Here is a 26238-nt window from a genome sequence, read left to right as displayed (position 1 = left end):
CGGCACCGCCCCGGGCTACCGCGAAAGAACTACGGGCGAGCTAATGAGTCTCGGCAAGCATGGGTTCAGTTGGTCTTCCGAAACGAACGGGATGCACGGTGTGGATCTGAGTTTCCACACGCAATACTTCGATGCTCACGGGGCGAGCCATCGGGCGCACGGTTTTCAGTTGCGTTGCCTCTCGGAATAAACGGGGGTGCCGCTCGCGGGGGCAAGGGGTTGGAGTTACTCTAACTGGGTCGACTTTGGCGGACGGAGCCAGCGGGGGCCGAACGAGGCTCACGAGTTGCGGCCCTACGCCGGGGATGGCTCCGGCCCGCGCGACCCAAAAGGGTCGCAGAAGCAGTGCCTTGTTTGACGCCCCATTCTGTTGGTTTTGGACTGCGCGCTCCGGGGGTGGGCCGAAGGCCCAGCGCGCAGACCCGGCGGTTCTACGAACCGCAAAAGCACAGCCCATTCGTCCTCGGGCGCGCCCCCCCGGCGCCCGCCTTCGGCGTTCGCTGCGCGCCGAGGACGGCGATTCCGAACGGAATCGCGCTATTCGCTCTTAACCTAAGTTCGCCGCCAGCGGAGAGCAGCAACGAGCTCCGACGAGTTGCAGCCCGCCGCGTGGGGTGGCGGCGAACTGCGCGGCTCAAAGAGCCGCAAGAGCAACGCTTTTTTCTCTTGGGTTCGGCCTGTCGCCCACTCCCCCCGAGGCGCTCCGCGCCTGGGCGACAAGGCCGGCGACCTAAAGGTCGCAAGAGCAACACCTCATTCACAGCCCAAATACGTTGAACTCGTCCTCGGACTAAAGCACAGCCAACAAGTTCAGCCCAAAGCACTGCCCAATTCTCTGCCCCGTGTCACCCTCACTGCGGCTCCGCTTGCGCTCCGCCGCATTCCCGTCGCCCGCTGGGATTTCATCTCATTTTTGCTAACGCAAAACGAGCGAAATCCCCATTTAGGCGGGCGGGCGACGGAGTTCGCGCGCCGTTCTTTGTTCGCGCGCCTGGGGAAATCTTGTCAAAACGCACAAGTGCATTTTGACGATTTCCCTCCTAAGGCGTGGCGCGCGGCTTTGGCTACAGGAGGAGACTGCCCTCGGGCCGGGCAGGCCCCACGTCCCGTGGACGGGAAATGCTCGCGCATTTCCACTGGCAGCCTCTACCCGATTCTCTGTTCGCGCGCCTGCGCGATTCATCTATATTCGGCTCACGCCGAAATAGTTGAATCGCTTCTTTAGACGGGGCGCGCGGATTTAGTTGGAGGGTACTGTACCTTTCTTGAAAGAAAGGTACCCAAAGAACTTTTAGAGCGCATCCCTACGGGATGCTCTGGCTGGGTCTACCCGCATATATAAAATTGCTGCGGCCTCTACCAAGCCCTACTCCGCCGGACGGTACGAAACGTCGCGCCAGAGGCGACGCCACCGAACCCGCTCGCGCTGGCGATCATAAGAATAAGCCACGCGTGTCACCACCCCCAGCACGAAAACTTCCGGCACGAAACCCCAATATCGGGAGTCCATCGACGCCGTCGTATTGTCGCCGCACGCAAAGTAGAAGTTGTCCTCGAACGTGTAGTGCGTCACGACGCTGTCGCCCAGCACCGTCCGACGCAGCGAGTCGAGATGCGGACGGTGGCCCGTCTCGTACTCCACGGCCGCCGCATACAGGGCGAGGTTCGAACTGTCCAGCGGAATCCGATCCCCACGGCGCGGCACGTAGATCGGCCCGAAATCCCGAATCGTCCAACGCCCGTAGGCCGAATCGGGAGCCACCGTAAACCGCGTCTCGGGCGGGTAGAGCGACAGATCGAACCGGGCCAGCTCCCGCTGGCTGCGCGGCAGGCCCACCGTCCCCTCCACCCCGCGCACCCGGATCACGCCCCGCTCGGCATAGACCGAATCGCCCGGCAGCGCTACGCACCGCTTGACGAACAACGTATTGAAATCGAATGCGATACGACCCCACCCCCGCGCATAGGGATAGTTGAAGACGATGATATCGCCGCGCTGCAACGGACGAAGCCCCCGGTAAGTCCACCGCCGGATGTCGGGTTTCTCGGCCCCCATGCTCTTGAAACTGCGGTGGAGGCGGGCGCCGAAAAGGGCCTTGTTGACGATGATCCGGTCGCCGGCCAGCAGGGTCGGATACATCGACTCGGTCGGCACGGTGAACATCTCCCAGCAGAAAAAACGAGACAGCACCATCACGCACCCCGGAAGAACCACCAACAGGAAGATCCCCACACCCCGAAGCAGGGTCTGCCACCACTTTCGTTTGTGCCGTATGCTCATCTTTCCGTGTGTTTTACGCCTGCAAAGATAGGGTTATTCGAGCCACTTCCGCACCCGGGCGCGCATCTCGCGCACGGCGGGCGAGGAGACCCGCTCGTCGAACTCCAGCACGCGGCGGCCCATGGCCCGCATCCGGTCCTCCTGGCCGCTCTCGCGGTAGAGGTCGGTCAGCAGGTAGAGCGGATAGAGCCGTCCCGGTACCACGGCCCAGGCCCGAAGATAGGCCCGCTCGGCAGACGGATAGTCGCCGAGCGCCCGATAGTCGTTACCCAGCAGGTTATAGAGCATCGGGTCGGAACTGAGCCCCGCGGCGCGCTCCAGAATCGCGATGCTGCCGGTCGGGTCGCCGACCTTGTTCCGCACGTTGGCCCACTCGAAAAGAAACGAGGGTTCGGCTCCCAGAGCGGGAGCAAGACGTTCATAGTCAGCGGCAACGGTCTCGAACCGCTCCATCCGATAGAGCGGTTCGAGGCGACCCCACGCCGCATAAGTCCGCCTCAACGGCCACGCCGTCCAAAAGGATAACGCGCTGACGACCAAACAAAATCCGAGCACTACCCCACTCCCGATCCGGTCGCCCGCACGCACCCCGGCAACAGGCCGGGCGTCGTAGAGCCCGCCGATGCCGACGGCAACGAGCATCGTCCAGAGGATGCGAAACGAAAGGAGCTGCAAGGGATACGAAGCCGCGGCGAAGACGGAAAGGGCGGCCAGCGCGGCGGCAAAACCGCATCCTCCGCTACGCCACCTTCGCCGAAAGCCGCGGAAGGCGAAAAACAGGGCGGCGACCATAAGCAGCAAGCCGGGCAGCCCCAGTTCTGCGGCGAGTTGGAGGTAGTCGTTAAAGGCGGCTCCGCTGCTCCCGGCGACCTGTCGTTCGCCGTCGGAGGCGTGCGGGGAGCTCAGCCAGGCGGCCTGATAGTCGCCGTAAACGCCGGCGAAACGCCCGGGGCCGACGCCGTCCCACGGTCGGTCGGCAACCATCCGGAGGGTGGTCTTCCACATCAGCAGCCGTCCGTCGGCGGAACGGGCTTTCATGCGGTAAGCGGCGGTTGTCCCGCCGACGAGCACCAGTCCGGCGAGCGGAACGAGCACCCACACAACCCATTTCCGCTCCCGAAGCCACCGCCGGAGGGGCCGGACGAGCGGTTCCCAGCCGACGATCAGGAGGGCGGTCAGGGCGCCGAGCCAGGCGATGCGGCTCTGGGTGGCGGGCAGCAGGAGCAGGACGCCGAGCAGAAAGAGGCCCGAGAGTCCGAAGATCCAGAAGCCGGGCAAAAGCAGGAGCTTGGGGCTCCACCCCCGCCATCCGAGGTACCGGGCCAAGGGTCGCCCGAGCCGCGCGATCCGGTCGAGGGCGATTCCGGAGACGAGGGCGAGAAAACCGCCCAGCGGGGCGGGATTATGGAAGGTGCCGGTCACCCGGAAGCGGGCGTGGTTCGAGAGGCCGTAGCCGTAGAGCTGGCGGAGGGCGATGATCTCCTGGGCGAGTCCGACGAGCAGGAACAACAGGATGAGTCCGCTGAGGAGTCGCCTGCGGTCTCGCTGGGTGCCGAGGGAGAAGCAGAGGCGCAGGTCGAGATAAAAAACGGTGAGCAACAGGTAGTTCCACACACCGATCCGTGGCAACGCTCCGCCGCTGGCGCCGCGCAGGGCGGCGTAGAGTCCCAGTGCGACGACAAGGCTGTCGCCCAGACGGAATCCGGTCGCCGAACGGGGTGTGGCGACGGGGGTTCCGAGGACGGCTAGGAGGGTCAGCAGGCCGACGAGGGGGAGAAAATAGAAGAATTGGGAGCTCTCCATCCCTGCGGGAGGCAGCGTGCCGGGCACGAAGAGGGTGCCGAGCAGTGCGCCGAGCAACAGGAGGCTCGACAGGCTCAAGAGGCGGGACGACAGATTGCGGAACATACAGGTTATGAATCAATTCCGATCGGGATCGGATTTTTTACAATCAGAATGAATCGACCTCTTTTTCGAAAAAAACGAATCAACGATCGGTTCGAAGAGATAAAGGGGCATATCTGTATTTTTCGCACTATGACAAACCTGGACAATGTGTGAATCTTCTGTCAAAAACAAACAAGGAGTCTCGAATGACACTTCGTTTAAAAGAAGCGGTTTGTCCATCGTCCATATACTCCCTTGTATATCGGACAAATCCAAACCGCAATCCACCTGACCGCCAGGAGTATAAACAACGACCTGCATTCGGGTTCCATAGTCTGAGTAAAACAACGAATCCACCAACTTCAAATTATGCTGGACGCAGGGTTTACACATTCTGTAGTCTACATATACCAACAATTTGCGTCCGGCCAACAAGTCAGACAAAACAGATGGCGTTCGATCTGAACGATTCCACACGCGACGCTCCTCTGGCAATTGACACGCTAAGGTCTGCCAATTGCGATACTGGAAAGAACACAGTTCATTGATAATCAGATGCAATGTGCGTTTTTCCTGATTCATTTGCATAAGTCGTCGCGTATCCCGCCATCGCAACCCTGTCAATACACAATCGACTATTACCCCCAGCAATAGACTGAGAAACAACACGACGACAATTCTCCGGAGCATAACGTCAACCTACGCTTTAAACCGAAACAAAAGCAACAATATTTTACGATGACCTTGCGTCTTGGCAACGATTTCACGAGTAATGGGAGAATCGCTCTCAAGATCGGGAGAAAACATTTCAGCAGGATCCACTAATGCCACATAATAATCCTGATAAATTCCTATCGGAATCAGGATCCCTTCGGCATCTTTAATCCGCAACCGATCAATCAAAAGTTCTTTTCCTGTTCGTGAATTTTTCACATAAGCATGCGAAGCAGGCGGCAATTTTTCTTTGTCCCCCGAATGCCAATACCAAAACGACAGGAGAGAATCGTTCATAATAAAATATTGCGGTTTCAAAGCATGATCGGAGGCAAAGAAATCATCTACGAACGTCAACATACGTTCCGTTTCAGTCCACGATTCCTCAGGCATATTCCAACTTCCAAAATCTACGTTCAATACGGGAGTACACCGTGCAGAATCTATTCTATAAAGTGTATTCAGATGAGAGGGATGACAATACAACAAATCTCCATCCCCGGCAACCGACACTGAAGAGGGGGAAGCAGTACTATATGCCATTAGTCCGGAAGTATTGATCCACTGGTTGGTAATATCCCGATGGTTGCCGGTAGCTTGATTTAGGATGGTCGATTTCCCGCTCAACCCTACCTCATCATAATTGGACTGGGTAAAATAATGATCGGCATCAATCGGTTTAAACACGACATAGCTATTCGGATCATCCTTTTTGTAAACAAACTCTAACGAAGGAACGCGATAAGCATTGAGCGAACTCTGACAAGAATTAACAAGCAATAAATGACGAGCAGTATCATAAGCATAAAGAGATGCCTCTAAATATTCCTGAGGCCCTTTTCCGTACCGATCCAAAGTATTCAGATACCTCCCGGAGGTGTCATAAATATGTATTTTATTCTGATATTTATCATGCAAAAAAACATACTCAGAAAAAATACTCGCCTCGACAATTTCGCCCAATATCACACTATCGTCGAGTGACACTATTTTATAGTCAAGTTCCACGTCATCCAAATCATAATCCAGCGCAAGCGCAGGATTAACGACAACAGTCGGAAGAGCAGTCAAAGATTCCGGAGAGGAAGTACAAGCCATTGCACTTATAAGTATTCCTGCAAATATAAATTTCTTCATTACATGAAATATTTAACGGAACAGAAGGGTTTGCTTTTTAAGCAAACCCCGATAACATTATTCCGTAATTTGTGAAAACATGCGTAAACTTAAAGACTGTTTAGTTACGAATTTCACACATCCCTGTTCTACCTGTACATCCTCTTCCAAAAGGATTGTTATGACAATCTGGGAAAACCCCTACTTGATTGTCATCTAAAATTGTAGGTTTTTTTGCCATTGCTTCCAAATTTTGAAGGGTCAAATCGGACACCTCCAACTGCGGAGTTTGCGCTTTGAGGTAGGTCATTATCGACCCGCCGCAAATCAGGGCTGCGCCACCGGCAGCCAACAAGATTTTGGTTAATTTCTTCATGACAACAGGAATTTAAAAAGTGAAAAAATAGTTTTACTGCTCGATTTGAAATCGAACCGCACTTCAAATATAAACATTGCAATTGAATATTTCTAAATTTCGACGAATTATTTTATTTTTAAAATTATTCGATAATAAATAGACACCGATTTAGACGTTCCAAACGACGGATCGCCACCGAAAAAACAAGGTTCGCCGCTAAAAAAGGCAGGGCGAACACTGCCGCCCTGCCCTGTATGAAATGCCTCTGTATTCCAACGGAGAAAAAGATATATATCCCTAACAATCAAAGCACTACTCGCCTGCCGCATCGCCGATGCCCAGCGCCGCTGCGTCGGCTGGGGTAAAGGCGTAGTGCTGACCTTTCGTCCGGTTCCACGCGCCGCGCGTGAAGTCCGGAACGGCTACCGGCGCGCTCCCGTTCTCGATCGAGAGCTCCGACAGGCCGGTCAGGCACGACATCTCGGCGGCGTCGTAAACGTCCATGTCCAGCGGCAAACCGTTCCGCAGGCAGTAGATCAGCCGGTAGTCCATCACGAAGTCCATTCCGCCGTGGCCGCCCACTTCCTGTGCCAGGGCACCGACCTGACGGATCACGGGGTGCCGATAGTCGGCCATCAGGCGGTCGAAGGTCTCGCGCGGAACGTAGCTGTGGCCGCTCAGGTTCTGATAATCCAGCCCCTGCACCGCTTCGTTGTCTGCTTCGAGCGAAATCCCGGCTACGGGATACTTCTGGGCAAAGCCTTTCGTGCCGCTCACCTGGTGGATCCGACTGTAAGGTCGGGGACTGGTGACGTCGTGCTGGATCATCATGGTCTTGCCGTTCTCGGTGCGGATCAGGGTGGTGGTGTGGTCGCCCATCCGATAAGGGGTCTTGGCATAGGCCGAGGTGTCGCCGAATTTCTTGCGGGCGTATTCGGTCATCCCGAACTGGTCGGTGTTCATCGAGACGAGGGTGTTCATCTTATCGCCGCGGTGAATGCCGAGTATCTGGGCGATCGGCCCGAGGCCGTGGGTCGGATAGACGTCGCCGGTGCGCCGGGTGTTCTGTTTCAGCCGCCACATGTCGGCGTAGTGCCCCGGTTCGCCCGCTTCGGCGAAGTTCATGGAGCGGAGGTCATGCAAATAAGCCCCTTCGGTATGCACGATGTTGCCGAAGAGCCCCTGCTGGGCCATGTTGAGGGTGGTCATCTCGAAGTTGTCGTAGACGCAGTTTTCGAGCATCAGGCAGTGTTTGCGGGTCTGCTCGGCGGTATTGACGAGCTCCCAGCATTCGTCGACGCTGGTGGCGGCGGGCACTTCGATGGCGACGTGTTTCCCGTCTTTCATGGCCTGTACGGCGATCGGGGTGTGGGTGTCCCACCCGGTGCAGATGTAGACGAGGTCGACGTCGGGTTGCGCGACCATCTTCCGCCACGCTGCGGTGTCGCCGAAGTATTCCTGTGCGGCCGGAAAGCCGTTCTGCTGCAACATGGCGTTGGAGGCTTTGACGCGGTCTTCATACACGTCGCACAGGGCGACGATCTTCACGCCGGGGATGTGGGTGAACCGCCGCACGGCGTCGCCGCCGCGCATGCCGAGTCCGACGAATGCCACGCGGACGGTGTCGATGGGGTCGAGCGCGAGCCCGAGCACGTCGCTCTGCCCCTCTGCACGTTCAGGAACGGGGAGTTCGATCACGCCGTCGGCATTCCGCTGGCCGACGCCGGAGAGGGTGCTATTCCGGGAAGAGGTGCCGCAGCTCTGAAAAACGAGGGTGACGGCCAGGGCGACCGAAAAGAGTTGAATGAGTCTGATTTTCATGGATTCAGGTCTGGTGATTCGGGTGAAGTGGATGTGGTTTTATTTGGTTTTGCAAATCTGGCTGAGTTCTTCGAAGAGTTTTTCGACGCCTTCGGTCATCTCGCGCCGGATCTGGGCGTAGTGTTTCTTCACGAGGGAAGGGTTGTGTTTCTCGGCGGGCCGGTTGATGCGGTCGAGGAGGGTGTTGTTCAGCTCGGCGGCTTTTTCGACGAGGCCGAAGATGGCGTCGCGCTGCGAGGCGGGCTGGAAGTAGAGGGCCACGGAGGCGTCGGAAATCACGGCGTTGACCAGATAGGCGAGGTCTTTTTTCAGGGTGCGAATGCTTGCCATAGTAAAAATCTAAGGGTTTGTTTTTGTGAATTTTCCTCCAAAAGTAACGATTTCGGCGGCAATATCCAAGGCGGGGGTGTTTAATCGGGGGGGCTCCGGGCTCTCTTCGGGTGCGGAGCGGCCCCCGCCCCGGGCTACCGCGAGGCGGGCAATACTGGGCGATTGGGCGCGCTGATCAGCGTCGGCTACTACGGGTTCAGTTGGTCTGCCGCCACGAACGGCCTCTACGGCCTGGACTTGAACTGCGGCGCGACGGCACTCGACCCCAGCAGCTCGGACTATCGCGCCCACGGTCTTCAGTTGCGCTGCCTCTCGGAATAAACGGGGCAAAGTACGCGCAGGGGCGATTAGGGTAGGGGCAGCCAACTTTCGAGTGCCGAGCGGCACCGCCCCGGGCTTCCGCGACTATGGACGAACTCCTTTCGAAGGCACGATCAGATATACCGGCAACTGCGGTTACTGCTGGTCGTCTACCCCCATGACTGGTGATGTCACTGTGAAATATTTGGGTTTCAGCACGCAAGATCTCGGCCCCAACGACGCATACAGTCGCGCTTACGGTTTTCAGTTGCGTTGCCTCTCGGAATAAACAGGTCGTGTGTTTACGGGGCAATTTAGAGTAAAGGCGGCCCGACAATTCACCACACACATTGCACCGTAAGAAAATTTATCTATCTTTGGGTGCTGTTTTCAACCCGACTCGCTCGCCGAAGCACTCACCCTGTCGAAGCGCGGTTCGCAGAAGCGAGACTTTCACATCGAAAACATTCCTCTTTCACACACCTTAATATTCCACGCCTCTCGGGGCGTACCGCGAGACCCGACCGCGCACCCTCTGCCGACCGAACAGCGGAGAGCACGGAACGATACCGCCCATGCGGCGAACCGTGTCGCGGAACGACTAAGGTGACGAACAACCGCAATTTATATCACGTATGTCAGATAAAGAAACGCTGAAACGGCTGCCGCTCGGGCAGTTGCGTTCGATGGCCGAGGCCGCAGGTGTGGTCACCGGCAAAAAATATGTCAAAAAACAGGAGCTGATCGCCCGGCTGTTGGGCGAAGCTTACGACAAGACGGAGGAGACTCCGGAGGAAGTGAAAGAAACGCCTCGCGCGGCTGCCGAAAACCAAAAAATCGCCCCCGCTGCGACCGACGAGGGGCAGGAGCGGAGACGGCGCAGGCGGATGACGGCACAGGAGGGAGAGGCGACGGAAACGACTGCCAATCAGGCGCATTGGGGGGCACAAAGCGGTGGGCAGCAGGAGACCTACCGGACGGCCAGACCGGAAGCCGGGGCACGCGGAGGAAACATCAGAAGCAGCTACAACGCCAGTCCGGAAAAAACCGCACAGGAACACAGCGGACAGGGACAGTTGCCGCAGGGGGGAGGCTATGCGCCGCGGTACGGAAACAACTATAACAACAATAATTACAACAACCGGGAGAACAACCGGGGGCGGTACGGAAACACCCCGAACACGGCGGGCGACGGGCAGGGAGTTCAGTCGGCGGGCAACGAACAGCCGCGCAAGATCGACCACCAGAACGATTTTCTGGGTATCATCGACTGCGAAGGGGCGCTGGAGGTGATGCCGGACGGATACGGATTCCTGCGGTCGGCCGACTACAACTACCTCAACTCGCCGGACGACGTCTACGTCTCGCCCGCACAGATCAAAAGCTACGGCCTGAAACAGGGGGATACGGTCAAGGGGATCATCAAACCGCCGAGAGAGGGCGAAAAATACTTCCCGCTGGTCAAGGTGATCGAGGTCAACGGCTTGGCACCGGAGATGGTGCGCGACCGGATTCAGTTCGAATACCTCACGCCGCTCTTTCCGGAGACCAAATTCGACATCACGGACAAGGGGCACAACAATCTGTCCACCCGAATCGTCGACCTCTTCGCGCCGATCGGGAAGGGGCAGCGGGCACTGATCGTGGCACAGCCGAAAACGGGTAAAACCATGCTGCTCAAGGCGATTGCGAACGCCATTGCGGACAACCATCCGGAGGCGTACATGATCATGCTGCTGATCGACGAACGGCCTGAGGAGGTGACGGATATGGCCCGGAGCGTCAAGGCGGAGGTGATCGCGTCGACGTTCGACGAACAGGCGTCGCGGCATGTCAAGGTGGCGGAGATGGTGCTCGAAAAGGCGAAACGGATGGTCGAGTGCGGACACGATGTGGTGATCTTCCTCGACTCGATCACGCGGCTGGCACGGGCTTACAATACGGTGCAACCGGCGTCGGGCAAGGTGCTCTCGGGAGGGGTGGATGCCAATGCGCTCCACAAACCGAAACGGTTCTTCGGGGCGGCCCGGAATACAGAAGAGCGCGGTTCGCTGACGATTATCGCGACGGCGCTGATCGACACGGGTTCCAAGATGGACGAGGTGATTTTCGAGGAGTTCAAGGGGACGGGGAACATGGAGCTGCAACTCGACCGGAAGCTCTCGAACAAGCGAATCTATCCGGCGGTGGACATTACGGCTTCGTCTACGCGGCGGGACGACCTGCTGCTCGACCGGGACACGCTCCAGAAGATCTGGATCCTGCGTCGCCACCTGACGGATATGAACTCGGTGGAGGCGATGGAGCTGGTCAAAAAGCAGATGGAGGGGACGGTCTCGAACGAGGAGTTCCTGGCGACGATGAACAAGTAGGGCACGGACAAAGGGGTGGGCTGTCAGCGGCTTGAGGATGCGCAAGCATCCGTCGAAAGTCTTTTTGGTTCTTTTTCTTCAGAAAAAGAACAGTTCGAGGCGGGGCAAAGCTTTTCCGCGCGCGACTGCTGGATAAGGAAATCATTCAAAGCGTCTTGCGCTTTGAATAAGATTTCCGCCAGCGCGCGGACAAAGGATTGGGCCGAGGCTGCCGCAGCAAAACGAAGTTTTGCCCGTCCACGGGACGTGGGGCCCGCGCGCAGTTTTAGGCAGCTTGAGGATGCGTCAGCATCCATCGAAAGTTTCTTTGGTTCTTTCTGTGAACAGAAAGAACAGTTCCAGGCGGGGCAATGACCAGACCGCGCGCCGCCGCCTAAAGAGGGAAATCGTCAAAACTCGCTTGAGTGTTTTGACAAGATTTTCCCAGGCGCGCGTAAGACAGCCTCAATCCAAAGCCGGCCGGAGCCAGCAAGCCGGAAACGAGCCTCGCGAAGTTGCAGGCCTACGCCTTGGGTGGCTTCGGCCCGCTTGAGCTGAGAGCGACGAGGCCGAACTCGACAGATTTGGGGCGAGTTCTTGGTTGTGCTTTGGGCCGTGCTTTTGCGGTTCGTAGAACCGTCGGGCCTGCGGCGGGACATCTTCAATGCCCGGGCCGGACGCCGCAGCCCGAACCTGAAAGAATAGGGCATTGCCAAACGGGTCGGACGCCCGGGCGGAGCGCAACGAACGTAGTGAGTTTGCGGGCCTCCCGAGGGGGAGGCGTCCGGCCCGCGCGGTTCTTCGAACCGCAATAAATGAAAAAAGGGTGACGCCTAATTTAGGATAGCTCCGGTGGGCTTCGGATAGAGAATGCAGATAGCTTGGGGCAGGCCTGTAGAGATGGAGGCTGCCCTTATTTTTAGGGTAGTCCAGCCCCTTGCCCACCGCGGGCACGCGGCCCGTTTATTCCGAGAGGCAACGCAACTGAAAACCATAGACACGGATATGTGTCCAACTGGGTTGATAATCGTTCGTCACGGAACGCAAGCCCAAACCATCCGTACCCTTGGTCGAGGCAGACCACATCGAACCCTCACGTCCGACAGCATCCAGCCCGCCAGTCCCATAATTGCGGACGCCCGGGGCGGTGCCGCTCGGCACTCGAAAGCCGACCGGTGACGAATCAGCGGCTGCTGGCCAGCCGTTTGCAAATCCGCTTCACGAAACCCGGCCCTTCGTAAATAAAACCCGAATAGAGCTGCACCAGCGAAGCACCCGCCTCCAACATCGCCTCCGCATCCTCGACACTCATCACCCCGCCCACACCGATAATCGGAAGCCGGCCACCCGTCTTTTCGCGGATGTAACGCACCATCTCCCGCGACCGGACCGTCAGCGGCGCGCCGCTCAGCCCCCCCTTGCCGATCCCGGCGACACGAGCCTCGTCCGTCGCCAACCCCTCGCGCGAAGTCGTCGTATTGGTCGCCACGATGCCGTCGATCTTGCACGTCTCGACCACCTCGATCATCCGGTCGACCTGTTCGCGCGTCAGGTCGGGCGATATTTTGAGCAGAATCGGCCGATAGTCGGACTGCCCCTGCCGAAACTCCTTGAGCGGTTCGAGGATCGCCACCGTCGAGTCGGTGCTCTGCAACGCCGTCAGGTTCAACACGTTCGGGCAGCTGACATTCACCACGAAATAGTCCACGTAATCGTACAACGCGCGAAACGCCCGGAGATAGTCTGCCGGAGCCTCCTCATTCGGCGTGAGGCTGTTTTTGCCGATATTTCCGCCCACGATCAGCCCCGGACGCCGGTGGCGGAGATTCCGGACGGCGTGTTGCACCCCCCGGTTATTGAACCCCATGCGGTTGATAATGGCCCGGTCTTCGGGCAGGCGGAAACAGCGCGGTTTGGGATTGCCCCCCTGCCCCTTCGGGGTGACCGTTCCGATCTCGACGAAACCGAAGCCCAGCGCACCCAGCATGTCGTACACCTCGGCATCCTTGTCGAACCCGGCGGCCAGCCCGATTGGGTTGGGAAACTTCAGTCCCAGCACCTCGCGTTCCAACGCCGGCGAACGATAGCTGTAAATCGCCCGAAGCAGCGCCCGCGCGCCGGGCACATAGTGCAACAGACGCAGCAGACGGACGATCAGGTGGTGGATGGTCTCCGGCTGGAGGCGGAAGAGGAGCGGTCGAAAGAAGCGATACATGGTGTGGTTCGTTCGGAATATTCGGAATAACTAAAATCGCGCAAAGATACACATTACGGGAGAAGAAAAAATCAGGGTGCCGGGATAAATGCTCGAAGAGGCAACGCAACTGAAAACCGTGGGCGCGGTTGTCCGAGTTGCTGGTGTTGAGGTTCTGCGAATTGAAATTCAAGTCCAGGCCGTTGATGCCGCTCGTGGCGGAAGACCAGCTGAACCCGTTGTTGCCGACGTTCACCGGTTCGCCCGAGTTTGCGTTGCGGTTGCCCGGGAGAAGGCGCGCGAGGCCAGCGGCCGCTGAGGGATTCCGCCCGAGCTGACGCCGCGGAGGGCGAAAGACCGGGGGCGGAGCGCTCTCGTTGGGCGAGAGGGGCTTAACTAACCGGGCCGCCCGTCCGCTTTCGGAAGGGCACGGAACCGGGTCAGTGGGCCGCTGAATTTATGTTCGCTCTGCCGCCGCCTCTCCGACGAAGCGGCGGCACTCCGGAACGGACACCCTGAATGAGAAGGAGCGCGGTCGAGGCGTTTTGCCTTTGTCTTTACCTTTGCCGGACGAAGATAGGCAATTCCGGCGGAATACCGCTCGCGCCCGCCGCCGAGAGCCGCCGGGAGGGCCCGTTTCCGACACACGCGGCCGGATTCCGGAGGCGGCGGACGGGCGCTGCGGCGGCGGATGCAGATTTTTTTTAGGATTTTTTATCTCTCTGTTTGGAGGTATCGGAAATTTGATTACTTTTGCATCGTCAAACAACGCTCGACGGGTTCGCCTGCGGGGGTCGGGCGACGAAAAAAATTCCTCGATAGCTCAGTTGGTTAGAGCACCTGACTGTTAATCAGGGGGTCCAAGGTTCAAGTCCTTGTCGAGGAGCTTCCTTACAAAACGAGGGACAACGCGATTCGTTGTCCCTCGTTTTTCTTTTTTACCGGCCGACCTTATCCGATCGACAACTCGACGGTCTCCGTACGGTCGTCGTGCGAAATGACGACCAACGACCCGCGATAGTCACGAAGCGTGTCGGTCAGAATCGCGAGGCTGTCGATATCGAGGTGGTTGGTGGGTTCGTCGAGCAGCACGATGGCGGGGTCGTGGAGAGTCCACCCGGCCAGCAGGGTCTTGGTGCGCTCGCCGCCGCTCAGGGCGTCGGAGGGGGTGTCGAGGGCGACGTGGCTCAGGCCCCATGCGTCCAGGGCGGCGCGACTCTGCGCTTCGATCTCCCAGTCGTCGCCGAGCGTTTCGAAATCGTCCGGTTCGACGGAGCCGGAACAAATGGCGCGCAGGGCCCGCAATTTATGGGCTATGCCGAGCAGTTCGGCGACGTTCCGCCGGTCGGGGGCGGTCTGCTGGGGAACGAGATAGGGGGTCGACGAGCGGACGAGGCTGCCGGTCGCGGGGGACAACCGACCGGCCAGCAGGTGCAGCAGGGTCGTTTTCCCGGCTCCGTTGGGGCCGACCAGGGAGACTTTCGCGCCTTCGGGCACGGAGAGGGTCAGGTTCTCGAACAAAAATGGAGAATGGGGGTGGTGACGGTACGAAATACCGTTCGCGATAAGACTCATATGGAATAAACGATCGAATGGTGTGCCTCCGCGATGCGGAGGCCCGGTGAAACCTGAATGCGGGTCTGAAGGCGGCATCGGTTCCTCGGAACCGGCCTATCGAACGTTTATGCTCATCGGAGTAGAGTTTGATTTCGGGGACAAATGTAAGCAATTAATCTGAACGGATCAACCGGTTTCCTCTCCTCCCGACGAGTCGGGCTATGGCAGGCGGGGATGAACCACGTGGGAGGAGAGGTGGCCTGAGGGGCTGTATAGATGATGCCGCGGCGGTTCCGTTGGGGTTCGCCGGGGCTTTTCGCGCCGTTTGGGGGACGAGGAGGGGCTGGGGCGCATGACGAAGGGACGAAGAAGCAAAAAGGCGATAGTCGTGCCTAACAAAAGGGTCGGTATGAGTTCTGGGGTTGTCATGGGGATATTTTCTAACATCATTATATAATAATAGGTGGGGCGCCGGGCCGGAGTGTCACATATCAAGTTTCGTGCAAGAATGGATCGGATGGGGGTTTTCTGTCGAACGGGGCGAAAAGATCGCCGGGATTTCGAAGGTTTTTTGGGGGTCTTTATTAGGGGGGAGTTTTTTAGGGGGTTTGTTTTTTTGGGGGGACATGGCCCCGGGCTACCGCGATGCGGGAAACAACGATCTATTCGGGGCGCTGGGCCTCGTCGGAAATCACATAGCCAGCTGGTCTGCGTCGGCTAACGGGGCCTACAGTCTATATGTATATTCCTACAAGCATTACTTCGGTACCGGCGGCTCGGGCCACCGTGCTCACGGTATTCAGTTGCGTTGCCTCTCGGAATAAACGGGCGCACAGGGCGTTCTACTGGCAGCCTCGGCCCTGAGTAACCGCCAGCCTCTACCCTACTTTGGTTTGACTTGATGGGTCGGACGCCCGGGAGGAACGGCAACTCTCGGCGCGCAAGCGGCGTGTTGCGGGCCTCCCGAGGGGAGGCTTCGGCCCGCGCGACTCTGCGAGTCGCAAGAGCATAGCCCAAAGCTCGCCCCAGTTCCCTGCCCCGTGTCAGCCTCACTGCGGCTCCGCTGTCGCTCCGCCGGTGCCGCTCGGCACGCGAAAGATGGGCGGGTCTATCCCTATTCCCGTCGCCCGCGGCAATTCTTGCCGGATTGGCTCTCCGCCAACCGGCAGAATATGCCATCTTACGCGGGCGGGCGACGACTTTTTGACGGGGTCGAGTTTTTTCGCGCGCCTTGCGCGATTCATTCTATTTCGGCTCACCGCCGAAATAGCCGAATCGCTCCTTTAGGCGGGGCGCGCGTCTTTGGCTACAAGAGAGGACTGCCCTTACGCCCGGCGGGCGCACCCTTCGGGTGATTTACTGGCCGCCTCTACCTTATTCTTTGTTTCGCGCGCCTGCGCGATTCATCTATTATTCGGCTTGCGCCGAAATAGCTGAATCGCTTCTTTTGGCGGGGCGCGCGAGCAACTGGAAAGTAGTAACGGCCGCGCGCCATGACGCGAACGCGTCGGCCAAGCGGGCCACACGTCCCGTGGACGGGAAATGCTCACGCATTTCCACTGGCAGCCTCTACCCCCGTTCTTTGTCCGCGCGCCTGGGGAAATCTTGTCAAAACGCGCCAGCGCATTTTGACGATTTCCCTCCCAAGGCGGGGCGCGCGGTCGAGCTTCGAGCCGGACGGAACTGCCCTGCGCGGGCGGCGTCCGGGTGACCCCGGCGGGACGGAGCGATACTGCGTATCGCTTAATCAGTTCGGCCCAGTTCTTAGTGCGCGCCGGGGGAAATCCTGTCAAAACGCGCAAGCGCATTTTGACGATTTCCCTCTTTAGGCGGCGGCGCGCGTTTGTCCTAAAGGAGGGTACTGCCCTTACGCCGGGCGGGCGCACCCTTCGGGTGTTTTACTGGCCGCCCCTACCCCCGTTCTCTGTCCGCGCGCTGGCGGAAATCTTATTCAAACGCGAATCACGCGTTTGAATGATTTCCTTTTCCAGCAGTCGCGCGCGGTCGAGCTTTGACCCGCCTGAAACTGCCCTGCGCGGGCGGCGTCCGGGTGACCCCGGCGGGACGGGAAATGCTACGCATTTCCACTGGCAGCCTCCGCCCTATTCTCCGCGCGCGGGCCTCACTTAGGACACGGAGGGGACGCCAACAAAACACCCAACGGGGATCGCCACCTATCCGAAAACCGACGGATCGAAAGAATTTTAACCCTCGGAAAGCTATTCTTCCACCGAATGGCACTATTTTTGTAACTTCACAAACCCGATATATCCATTAACCCACGAAAAAAGATGAAACGATTACTGATTCTGGGCGCTGTGGCGACCCTCGTCGCTGCTTGCGGCCCGAAACAAAACGCGAAACCCGATCCGCTGGTCGTGGCGAACGACTCGCTCTCGCAGGTGATCGCCGCCAAAGACTCGATCATCAACGACGCCTTCAACAGCATCGGCGAAATCGCGGCCAGCATAGACCGAATCGCTGAACACGAACGGCTGGTGACCGCGGCGGCCGCCTCAGGAACCGAGCTCTCGAAACCGATGAAAGAGCGAGTGGCGGAAAACATCACAGCCATCAGCGAACTGCTCGACAAAAACCGCGCGGCGATCGCCCGGTTGCAGGTGTCGGCCGACAAACTCAAAGAGGCCCGCGTGCAGATCGGAGGACTCGAACGGCTCATCACCCAGTTGCAGGAACAGCTCGACCAAAAGAACACCCAACTCGCGTCGCTGACCGACCAGGTAAAGGCTATGAAAGTCGAAATCGCTGCGCTGGGACATACGGTCACCAACCTCGAACAGGACAAAACCGAATTGCAGGGAGCCGTAGCCGAACAGGATGCCCAGCTGCACACGGTCTACTACATCGTCGGGAAGGAAAAAGAGCTGCTCGACGACCAGATCATCGACAAGAAGGGCTTTATCGGACGCACCCGCGTGATGAACGATCAGGCCAAGCTGGACGACTTCACGGCAGCCGACGACCGGGTGATCGAACGGATTCCGATCGGCAAAAACCGGGTGCGGATCGTCACGATTCACCCCGAAACGAGCTACATCCTCATCAAGGGCGACAACAACCAGATCGAAGAGTTGGTGATTACCGACAAGGACGCTTTCTGGCAGAACTCCAGAATGTTGGTCATCTCGCACAGATAGACGACACGGCCACTCAACGAATCGACCGGGGCTTCTCTTCCACACAAGAGGAGCCCCGGCCTTTTTTATTTTGCCCGGGCCGTTTTGCCGGCGACCGGGGAGACGTTATTTTTGTAACCGACTTTTACCCCCCCGACTATGAAAATCGGAAACCTGGAGCTGGGCCCCGTGCCGCTCTTTCTGGCCCCCATGGAGGATGTCACCGACCCGTCGTTCCGCTACGTCTGCAAGCGGTTCGGGGCGGACATGATGTACACGGAGTTCGTCTCGGCCGACGGGCTGATCCGCGATGCGCGCAAGTCGCTCGCGAAGCTCCGGCTGGCGGACGAGGAGCGTCCGATCGGGATCCAGATCTACGGCAACGAGATCGAACCGATGGTCGAGGCGGCGAGGATGGCCGAGGCGGCGGGGCCGGAGGTGATCGACATCAATTTCGGATGCCCGGTCAAAAAGATTGCGGGGCGGGGAGCCGGGTCGGGCATGATGCGCGACGTCCCCAAGATGGTGGAGATGACGAGGCGGATCGTACAGGCGGTGAGGTTGCCGGTGACGGTCAAGACGCGGCTGGGGTGGGACGAGGAGTCGAAAAACATCGAGGAGATCGCCCTGCGGTTGCAGGACGTGGGGATTCAGGCGCTGACGATCCACGGGCGGACGCGGGCGCAGCTCTACCGGGGCGAGGCGGATTGGACGCTGATCGGGGCGGTGAAGAACCATCCGTCGATCCGGATTCCGATCATCGGCAACGGGGACATCGATTCGGGGCCGAAGGCGGCGCAGATGCTGGCGCGCTACGGGGTGGACGGGCTGATGATCGGGCGGGCGACTTTCGGGCGGCCGTGGATTTTCCGCGAGGTGCGGCACTTTCTGGAGACGGGGGAGGAGCTTCCGCAGCCGACGGTAAGGGAGCGGGTGGCGCTGGCTCGGGATCACCTGGCGCGGTCGGTGGAGCTCAAGGGGGAGCGGACGGGAGTCTTGGAGATGCGCCGACACCTGAGCAGCTATTTCAAGGGGTTGCCGGACTTCCGCGAAACGCGGGCCCGGCTGGTAACGGAGCCTGAGGCGGAGGGGGTGGCCCACTTGCTCGACTACATCGAGGAACGGTGGGGTGAATGGGATGCGAGGGGCATGGTGCCGCCGTTCATCTACGAGAGGCCGTAACGGGGCTCTCGGGGCCCGTTTCCGAAGGTCGGATGGCCCGCCCCGGGCACTCGCTATCGCACGTCGGGAGAGCTGATGGGGGTCGGCGGGAATGGTTACAGCTGGGCGGCTGCAAGCAGGGGGGCCAATAGCCTGTTCTTGGATTTCAGCGTGCTGAATCTAAATCCGACGAGTGCATACTATCGGGTCTACGGTTTTCAGTTGCGTTGCCTCTCGGAATAAACGGGGCAAGAGCTTTCGACGGAACCGATTGGGGACTTAGAATCCGGGCTTATATTTTGTTTCCTTAATTCTGATTTTGGAGGTGCTGAACCGCACGGCCCGCCCCGGGCTTCCGCAGCCACGGAGGAGGTTCATTGTGGAACATCGGCAACGGCGCATATCACTGGAACGCAGAGGGCCATCTCATCCACGCCATACATTTGCACTTCACCATCCAAGAATTACTTCCCCACAATTCGACCTATCGAGCTACCGGTTTTCAGTTGCGCTGCCTCTCGGAATAAACGGGCCGAATGCCCGCGGTGCGCAAGGGGCCGGGTCTACCCTAAACAATCGGGTAGCCTCTACCCTAATTTGGGTTGAATCTCTGCGGTTCGTAGAACCGCGCGGGCCGGACGCCTCCCCCTCGGGAGGCCCGCAACACGCCGCTCACGCGTCGAGAGTTGCCGTTCCTCCCGGGCGCCCGGCCCAAAAAAGCTATCCCCCATTCACCGCCCAATCTGTCTAGTTCGACCTGCTGCGGCGTCCGGCCTGCACGATTCTTCAAATCGCAAGCATTCGCACCCCGTTTTTCGGTTTCGGTCTGCGCGCTCCAGGGGTGGGCCAAAGGCCCAGCGCGCAGGCCCGGCGGCTCTACGAGCCGCAAGAACACCGCCACCTCTCATTCGGCGACATTCGTCCTCGGCGCGCCCCCCCGCGCCGCTGATGCGTCGCTCTCGCCGAGGACGGCGATTCCCTGCGGAATCGCGCTACTCGCTCTCGGCCCAAAGCACAGCCCAATTCTCCGCCCCGTGTCCGCCTCACTGCGGCTCCGCTTGCGCTCCGCCGATGCCGCTCGGCACTCAAAAGATGGGCGTGTCGACTCCTAAACGTCGCCCGCGGCAATTCTGCCGGATTGGCTCACCGCCAACCGGCAGAATATGCCCTTTAAGCGGGCGGGCGACGGGTTTCTCGTGCAGAATCCAGTTTTTTCGCACGTCGTTCTGCGTTCGCGCGCCTGCGCGATTCATCTATATTCGGCTCACCGCCGAAATAGTTGAATCGCTCCTTTAGGCGGGGCGCGCATCTGTTCGACAGGAGGGGACTGCGCTCGGGCCGCGCGGGCCCCACGTCCCGTGGACGGGAAATGCTCGCGCATTTCCACTGGCAGCCTCTACCCCCGTTCTCTGTTCGCGCGCCGGGAAATCTTGTCAAAACACGCAAGCGCATTTTGACGATTTCCCTACTAAGGCATCGGCGCGCGTCTGTTCTACGGGAGGGGACTGCGCTCGGGCCGCGCGGGCCCCACGTCCCGTGGACGGGCGAAACTTACGTTTCGCTACGGCAGCCTCGGCCCACGTTCTTTGTTCGCGCGCCAAAACCGCATCGAATGGGAAGCCAAAAACAAAAGCCGCATCGGGTAACTCCCGATGCGGCTCGCTTATCTGAGAACAAGGCGATAGCCCTGTTCAATTCTATTTCAAGATCACGTCGCTCTGACCGACCATCTGGCCGTCCACATAGACCATCACGGTGTATTGCCCCGCATACAGACCCGTGATGTCATAGTAGATGCTCACAGGCAGATCGTCGCCCTGATAGTCCACCACACGTTTAGCGGTGTACGGGATCGATTCGCCGGCGAAGGTAAACCGACCGCCGTCAGGCGATCCCAGAATATCCGCTTCCGGCGTAATCACGCGAACGTATACGGTCCGTTCCCCAGGAATGGCCACTTCGTTCGCCGTCAGGATAAACTCGGTGACGAGTTTTTCGGTCTGCTTAGCCCGGCTGACGAGTTTGTTCCGTTTGCTGTATGCCAGCAAGGCGACATCCCGTGCCCGAAGTTGCGATGCCCGTTTCACTTTATTGTTCAGTTCCTGGGTCATCTCTTCGGCGGCTTCGGCCCGCAGCCGGTAGGAGGACATCTCGCGTTTGAAGCGCATGTTTTCGCCCACGAGCTGCTGATTGAGCCGGTTCAGGGAGTCGATCTGACGCACGAAGCCCTGCATGGTCGCCCGAAGTGTCCCGAGTTCGCGCTCGTACTTCTTGATTTTGGCGTAGTTCCAGCCGCGTTCTTTCTTGAGCCGATCGAGGAGCGAGTCGGCGATGTGCCGCTGCTGCATGAGCGCGATGTTCATCGTATCGTTGTCGACTTTGAGGTCGCCCATCTGGCCGAGCAGAACGGTCAGCCGATTGGTCAGGGTATCGCGTTCTTCGGTGATTCCGATCTGATCCCGCTTGAGCTCCTGCACTTGTTTCCAGAAGAAGAACGAGATCACGGCCAGAACGATCAGCAGAATGATGATCGCGATCTTCAGCCCTTTGACCGATCCGTTGCCGTCGTGCTGCGGATAGTCGTTGTAGTCGTAGTCGTTGTCGTTATACTCCATAATCTCTCTGTGTATTAGAAAGCTGTCGTTTTTCGTTTCGCGCGCCGGCGACTCCACTTTATATATATGAAGTCCCGACTGATCACACTAACAAACGGCGTGCCACCGATACGGCTTCCGTTCGGAACGAAACCGCGCGGAACACGATTTATGGCAGAAAAAACGGCTCTTGCCATGGGTCGGAAGTTGTCGTGACCGCTACAATTTCGGTGCAAGATAGATAAAAATTCGGATACCAAAAAACTTTTTTTCTGACACTCCATATTTTTCCCTAAAAAGGAGTCATTACCGGAATTATTCGAATACCCTCTTTATTTTAATCACAATTTTCACTAACTTGCGCCGCTCTTCGCGAGACCGGAACGAACGCAACAAAACCCACATACAGAATAACTTAACTTCTTTTTATGACAACCAACCAATCCATTCTCAGCACACCGACGGACGAAAATATGAGCGTTGTGGCTTACAAGGCTTTTATGCTCAAACGGCGTATCATCCTGACTTTGGCGACGGAAGGGGACTGTACGATCGCCGATTTGTCGAGAATCCTGAATGTCAGCAATCCGACGATCACGAAGCTGGTCGGGGAGTTGATCCGCGAGGGGTTCGTGCGCGACCAGGGGAAGATCGAAACGGGCGGAGGACGGAGGCCCTGTGCGTTCGGGCTGGTGTCGGATGCGGGCTATTTTCTCGGGGTGACGATCCAGGAGGGGGAGCTCGGTTTCGGGGTGATCGACCTGAATAAAAACACGGTGACGGTGACGCAGCATGTGCCGTTCACGTACCATACGAATGCGCAGTTTCTGGACAATCTGGCGGCGCGGATCGAGGAGTTCATCGAGTCGCTGGGGGCGGCGGCGCGCGAAAAGATTCTCGGGATGGGGATTGCGGTCAAGGGACGAGTCGATGCGTCGTCGGGGATCATCTATAATGCGATCAACATCGACGGATATCCGCTGGCGCGGCTGATCCACGAAAAAACGGGGATCGAAACGGTGGTCGAAAACGACACGCGGGCGATGACGTATGCGGAGTACCTGAACGGGGATCGGAATGAGGTGCAGAATGCGCTCTTCATCAATATCGGCCGGGGGATCGGGGTCGGAATCATCGTGGGCGGGAAGCTCTACTACGGAAAGTCGGGCTTCTCGGGCGAGTTCGGACACATTCCGTTCTTCGACAACGAAAAGATCTGTCAGTGCGGCAAAAAGGGGTGTCTGGAGACGGAGGCGTCGGGGATGGCGCTCGAAACGAGCTTTGCGGAGAGCTTGCGCGACGGGGCGTCGTCGATCCTGTCGGAGAAGTTCGAACGGGGCGAAACGGTCACGATGCAGGATATCATCAAGGCGACGGAGAGCGACGATGTGCTCTCGATCGACTTGATTACGGATGTGGGCGAGAAGCTGGGACGGGGGATCAGCGTGCTGATCAACCTGTTCAATCCGGAGCTGGTGGTGATCGGGGGGCCGCTGGCGGAGGTGAGCGATTATCTGATGCTGCCGATCCGCACGGCGCTGAACAAATATTCGCTGCGGCTGGTGACGCGGGACACGACGCTGCGCATCTCGACGCTGGGCGAGACGGCGGGGGTATTGGGGGCTGCTCTCCTGACGCGGAACCGGATGCTGGGGATCCTCTAACGACACGTTCGGCGTTCCTTGTATCGGCCTGAGGCACTCCGCAGGGCGGGCTTGTATTATTACGGTCTCAGCGCGCTTTGCGCGCGAACTGATGAATGGGGCGAGGCGGCCAATAAAACGCCCTGTGGGCGCGCCCGCCCGGCGTAAGGGCAGTATCCTCAAACCAAATCGCGCGCCACGCCTAAAGAAGCGATTCAGCGATTTCGGCGGTAGCCGAATATAGATGAATCGCGCAAGGCGCGCGAAATAAAGAACAATGCGAAACACCGTCGCCCGCCCTTTTAAGCGGGCGATGGCCAAGGCGGCGGAGCGAAAGCGGAGCCGCAGTGAGGCTGACACGGGGCGGAGAATTGGGGCAAGCTTTGGGCCGTGCTGTTCTTCGGGCTCGAAAACCGCAGCCGGTTTTCGAGCCGCGCTGGGCTTAGCATAGGGCTGAGATTTGGGCTTTGCTTTGGACTGTGCTGTTGGCTGAGCTTTTGCGACTTGCAGAGTCGCACAGTCCGCCGCCCCGGCAGGCGGAGGGCTGCAACTCGTCGGAGCTCGTTGCTGCTCTCCGCTGGCGGCGAACTTCCCATGATGGGGCGGTGCTTATGCGACCCAAAGGGTTGCCGGCCTTGTCGCCCAGCGGCGAAGCCGCTCGGGGGGTGGGCGACAGGCCGAAACCAAGAGCTTTAGGCGGTGAATGGGTGCGGTGCTCGTGCGACCTTTAGGTCGCCGGGCCTGCGCGCTGGGCCTTTGGCCCACCCGGGGAGCGCGCAGCCCGAAACCGACAGAATTGGGGCAGAGAATTGGCTGTGCTTTGGGAGGTCAGACGCTCGGGAGGTACTGTCATGGGGTAGAGGCGGCCAGTAAAAGACGCTGTGCGTCCCTCCCGAGGGAGAGGCGTCCGGCCCGCGCGGTTCTGCGAACCGCAGGAACACAACAAGGGTAGAAGCTGCCGCTTGGGGTAGAGACAGCCAGCAAAACACCCTGTAGACACCGCCCCGGGCTACCGCGACGCAGGCAACGATGGGCGACCGGGGGGATTGATAAGCACTTGGAATGGCGGTTACATTTGGTCTTCCACATCCTATGATTCGGGTAGCCATTACCGCAGTTTGTACTTGTACTTCGGCATGCAAAGCCTCGGCTCCAACGGCACGGGTTATCATGCCACCGGTCTTCCGTTGCGCTGCCTCTCGGAATAAACGGGACACGGGCGACACGCAAAAACTGGCCGGATCTACCCGAAACGTGAACACAAGCGGCCCTCCGGGCTTCCGCTACGGCACCTCGGGCGCGGCAAGCAACAGCGGCAGCAGCGGGTTCGGCTACTCGGCGTCGGTGAGCAGCAGCCAGGGGATGTACTTGGATTTCCATGCGGCGGGCCTCACTCCCAGCAACTCGGACGGCCGCGCCTTCGGTTTTCCGTTGCGTTGCCTCTCGCGCCCACAGGGCGTTCTGCTGGCAGCCTCTACCCAAAAACTGGCTGGAACTACCCCAAGGGGCAGCCGCTACCCGAAAGCGACCCCAAGCAACTGGCCGCCTCGGCCCAAAAGCTTTCGAATGCCGAACGGCCCGAGACAGAGCATCTACGGGATCGAACGCACACCGCTGCCCGTTTTTTATAGAAAGAACTGATTATCATCAAATAAAACAGCCATGAGCAAACAAAACTTTTCGAACGATTTTCGGTACCTGCTGGCCCGGCTCGGGATCGGCATCGTCGCCTCGGTAGCCGTCACGGGGATTGCCGCCGGACTGCTCCACCTCGGATTCTGGAACTACTGGTGGACGCTGCTGGTAGGAGCCGCACTCGGCGGCATACTCTTCTACAAACGCTTCTTCGAAGCCCAACGGGCCATCTTCTGGGCCGGGATGATCCTGACCGCGCTGCCCGCCGCGGCGTTCCAATACACGCTCTTCTACACCGAAGACAAAGCCGCCGTATTCGACTCGCTGGGCGACTACAACCCGACCGAAGACCACCACAGATTCCTCGAAATCGAGCACTGGTACTACAGCACCGGCGACATGGGAGCCGTGGAGGTCACCACGGAACGCAGACGGCGCGGGCGGGTGACAGGCACCTCGAAACGGGTTTATGTGGCGGTTCCGATGTTCGTCGATTCGACGGATACGCAGCCCAAGGTCTGGATGGCGCTGGACTTCGACCAGAAAAAGGCCGACCGCATCTTCCGATCGGGCAACGACGATGATCTGATCGGGTTCGACCGCATCTGCTGCTTTGAACGCGTATCGCCGTCGCTGGCCGACGACTTCCGAAGCGCGATCGACTACTGCGACGCGGACAGCATGAAATGCCTCCGCGACGAGGCGATTTTCCTCATGCCGCTCTACAAACCGTTCATCCCGCGCGGCCAGTGGATGCTCTACAGCCTGTACACGCTGGCGGGGGCGATAGCGGGGATGGCGATTGTGGCGCTCTGTGTCCGCGATCCGGAAGAAGACGAAGACGAGGAAAATGAGAACGAGGAGGAAGAGAGCGACGAGAGAGAGGATAATTAAGGTAGAGCGATCTGCTTTCGAAGCACACGATCGGCGCGCCCCGGGCTACCGCGTCGCGAGCTCGGGCGAAGCGGCGAACGTCAGTTCCTTCGGATACTATTGGTCGGCGGCGACCAGCGACACTTTCGGAAAGCGTTTGGGTTTCAGCGCGACGTGGCTCGATCCTTGCGACGCATACGGTCGCGGTTACGGTTTTCAGTTGCGTTGCCTCTTGGAATAAACGGACGCACGGCGGCTTTTGATGGCCGGGGCTACCCCAAATGGG

22 protein-coding genes and 1 tRNA gene are annotated in these 26238 nt (G+C 59.0%); 12 read left to right on the top strand and 11 right to left on the bottom strand.

Annotated features, from left to right (window positions below; genetic code table 11):
- Positions 1-190: hypothetical protein (locus ACTO3O_RS06455; protein WP_482596595.1), on the top strand; the 190-nt coding region annotated here is incomplete at its 5' end.
- Positions 191-1366: 1176 nt separating this feature from the next.
- Here ACTO3O_RS06455 and lepB read toward each other — a convergent pair.
- From lepB to ACTO3O_RS06425, 6 genes are all read right to left on the bottom strand, one after another.
- Positions 1367-2281, bottom strand: coding sequence for a signal peptidase I (gene lepB / locus ACTO3O_RS06450; protein ID WP_297830484.1), 915 nt, complete (start codon positions 2279-2281; stop codon positions 1367-1369).
- Positions 2282-2314: 33 nt separating this feature from the next.
- A complete protein-coding gene (locus tag ACTO3O_RS06445; RefSeq protein ID WP_297830482.1) occupies positions 2315-4189 on the bottom strand; it encodes an O-antigen ligase family protein in 1875 nt (624 codons plus the stop codon).
- A 678-nt stretch (positions 4190-4867) separates the two neighbouring features.
- Positions 4868-6019: a DUF4934 domain-containing protein gene (locus ACTO3O_RS06440; RefSeq protein ID WP_297830480.1), complete on the bottom strand. Its 1152-nt coding sequence runs from the start codon at positions 6017-6019 to the stop codon at positions 4868-4870.
- Between the two features lie 100 nt (positions 6020-6119).
- Positions 6120-6374, bottom strand: coding sequence for a hypothetical protein (locus ACTO3O_RS06435; RefSeq protein ID WP_297830477.1), 255 nt, complete (start codon positions 6372-6374; stop codon positions 6120-6122).
- A 294-nt stretch (positions 6375-6668) separates the two neighbouring features.
- The gene (locus tag ACTO3O_RS06430; RefSeq protein WP_297830475.1) at positions 6669-8177 is read right to left on the bottom strand and encodes a Gfo/Idh/MocA family protein; all 1509 of its coding nucleotides are present in this window, start codon (positions 8175-8177) and stop codon (positions 6669-6671) included.
- 39 nt (positions 8178-8216) lie between these two features.
- Positions 8217-8507: a hypothetical protein gene (locus tag ACTO3O_RS06425; protein WP_297627538.1), complete on the bottom strand. Its 291-nt coding sequence runs from the start codon at positions 8505-8507 to the stop codon at positions 8217-8219.
- A gap of 162 nt (positions 8508-8669) precedes the next feature.
- On the opposite strand from ACTO3O_RS06425, the gene ACTO3O_RS06420 reads away from it, so the two are divergent.
- The 3 genes from ACTO3O_RS06420 (at position 8670) to rho (ending at position 11179) form a co-directional block, all read left to right on the top strand.
- On the top strand, positions 8670-8828 hold the full coding sequence (locus ACTO3O_RS06420) for a hypothetical protein (protein ID WP_297830473.1): 159 nt from the start codon (positions 8670-8672) through the stop codon (positions 8826-8828).
- Between the two features lie 52 nt (positions 8829-8880).
- The gene (locus ACTO3O_RS06415) at positions 8881-9096 is read left to right on the top strand and encodes a hypothetical protein (RefSeq protein WP_297830471.1); all 216 of its coding nucleotides are present in this window, start codon (positions 8881-8883) and stop codon (positions 9094-9096) included.
- Positions 9097-9442: 346 nt separating this feature from the next.
- On the top strand, positions 9443-11179 hold the full coding sequence (gene rho / locus ACTO3O_RS06410) for a transcription termination factor Rho (RefSeq protein WP_297830469.1): 1737 nt from the start codon (positions 9443-9445) through the stop codon (positions 11177-11179).
- Between the two features lie 23 nt (positions 11180-11202).
- On the opposite strand, the gene ACTO3O_RS06405 is transcribed toward rho, so the two are convergent.
- The 3 genes from ACTO3O_RS06405 to ACTO3O_RS06395 all read right to left on the bottom strand — a co-directional run bounded on the left by ACTO3O_RS06405 (position 11203) and on the right by ACTO3O_RS06395 (position 13373).
- Positions 11203-11475, bottom strand: coding sequence for a hypothetical protein (locus ACTO3O_RS06405; RefSeq protein WP_297830467.1), 273 nt, complete (start codon positions 11473-11475; stop codon positions 11203-11205).
- Positions 11476-12121: 646 nt separating this feature from the next.
- Positions 12122-12319, bottom strand: a complete 198-nt coding sequence (locus ACTO3O_RS06400) for a hypothetical protein (protein ID WP_297830465.1) — start codon at positions 12317-12319, stop codon at positions 12122-12124.
- 22 nt (positions 12320-12341) lie between these two features.
- Positions 12342-13373, bottom strand: a complete 1032-nt coding sequence (locus ACTO3O_RS06395; RefSeq protein WP_297830464.1) for a quinone-dependent dihydroorotate dehydrogenase — start codon at positions 13371-13373, stop codon at positions 12342-12344.
- 791 nt (positions 13374-14164) lie between these two features.
- On the opposite strand from ACTO3O_RS06395, the gene ACTO3O_RS06390 reads away from it, so the two are divergent.
- Positions 14165-14238: transfer RNA gene (locus tag ACTO3O_RS06390), tRNA-Asn, on the top strand.
- 65 nt (positions 14239-14303) lie between these two features.
- Here the strand turns inward: ACTO3O_RS06390 and ACTO3O_RS06385 are convergent.
- A complete protein-coding gene (locus ACTO3O_RS06385) occupies positions 14304-14927 on the bottom strand; it encodes an ATP-binding cassette domain-containing protein (protein ID WP_297830463.1) in 624 nt (207 codons plus the stop codon).
- A gap of 608 nt (positions 14928-15535) precedes the next feature.
- On the opposite strand from ACTO3O_RS06385, the gene ACTO3O_RS06380 reads away from it, so the two are divergent.
- The 4 genes from ACTO3O_RS06380 (at position 15536) to ACTO3O_RS06365 (ending at position 19450) form a co-directional block, all read left to right on the top strand.
- Positions 15536-15733: a hypothetical protein gene (locus tag ACTO3O_RS06380; RefSeq protein WP_298081013.1), complete on the top strand. Its 198-nt coding sequence runs from the start codon at positions 15536-15538 to the stop codon at positions 15731-15733.
- A gap of 1467 nt (positions 15734-17200) precedes the next feature.
- Complete coding sequence (locus ACTO3O_RS06375) at positions 17201-18067, top strand: Cbp1 family collagen-binding glycoprotein adhesin (RefSeq protein WP_297624646.1); 867 nt, start codon at positions 17201-17203, stop codon at positions 18065-18067.
- Between the two features lie 138 nt (positions 18068-18205).
- A complete protein-coding gene (dusB, locus tag ACTO3O_RS06370) occupies positions 18206-19228 on the top strand; it encodes a tRNA dihydrouridine synthase DusB (protein WP_297832271.1) in 1023 nt (340 codons plus the stop codon).
- 75 nt (positions 19229-19303) lie between these two features.
- Positions 19304-19450, top strand: coding sequence for a hypothetical protein (locus ACTO3O_RS06365; protein ID WP_297624640.1), 147 nt, complete (start codon positions 19304-19306; stop codon positions 19448-19450).
- A gap of 1454 nt (positions 19451-20904) precedes the next feature.
- On the opposite strand, the gene ACTO3O_RS06360 is transcribed toward ACTO3O_RS06365, so the two are convergent.
- A complete protein-coding gene (locus ACTO3O_RS06360) occupies positions 20905-21822 on the bottom strand; it encodes a DUF8429 coiled-coil domain-containing protein (RefSeq protein WP_294594714.1) in 918 nt (305 codons plus the stop codon).
- A gap of 407 nt (positions 21823-22229) precedes the next feature.
- Between ACTO3O_RS06360 and ACTO3O_RS06355 the strand changes: the two genes are divergently transcribed.
- The 3 genes from ACTO3O_RS06355 to ACTO3O_RS06345 all read left to right on the top strand — a co-directional run bounded on the left by ACTO3O_RS06355 (position 22230) and on the right by ACTO3O_RS06345 (position 26193).
- Positions 22230-23465: an ROK family transcriptional regulator gene (locus ACTO3O_RS06355; protein ID WP_294594712.1), complete on the top strand. Its 1236-nt coding sequence runs from the start codon at positions 22230-22232 to the stop codon at positions 23463-23465.
- Between the two features lie 1641 nt (positions 23466-25106).
- Positions 25107-25973 carry a hypothetical protein gene (locus ACTO3O_RS06350; protein WP_297832531.1) on the top strand — a complete coding sequence of 289 codons (867 nt, stop codon included), beginning with the start codon at positions 25107-25109 and terminating at the stop codon, positions 25971-25973.
- Positions 25930-26193 (top strand): hypothetical protein, encoded by a 264-nt coding sequence (locus ACTO3O_RS06345; RefSeq protein WP_297832528.1) that lies wholly within the window; start codon positions 25930-25932, stop codon positions 26191-26193. The genes ACTO3O_RS06350 and ACTO3O_RS06345 overlap by 44 nt, the downstream gene beginning before the upstream one ends.
- Positions 26194-26238: the final 45 nt, after the last annotated feature.

The organism is Rikenella sp. (assembly GCF_056799795.1).
Note: the sequence above shows the minus strand (reverse complement) of the source record. Positions and strands in the feature narration are given on the sequence as shown.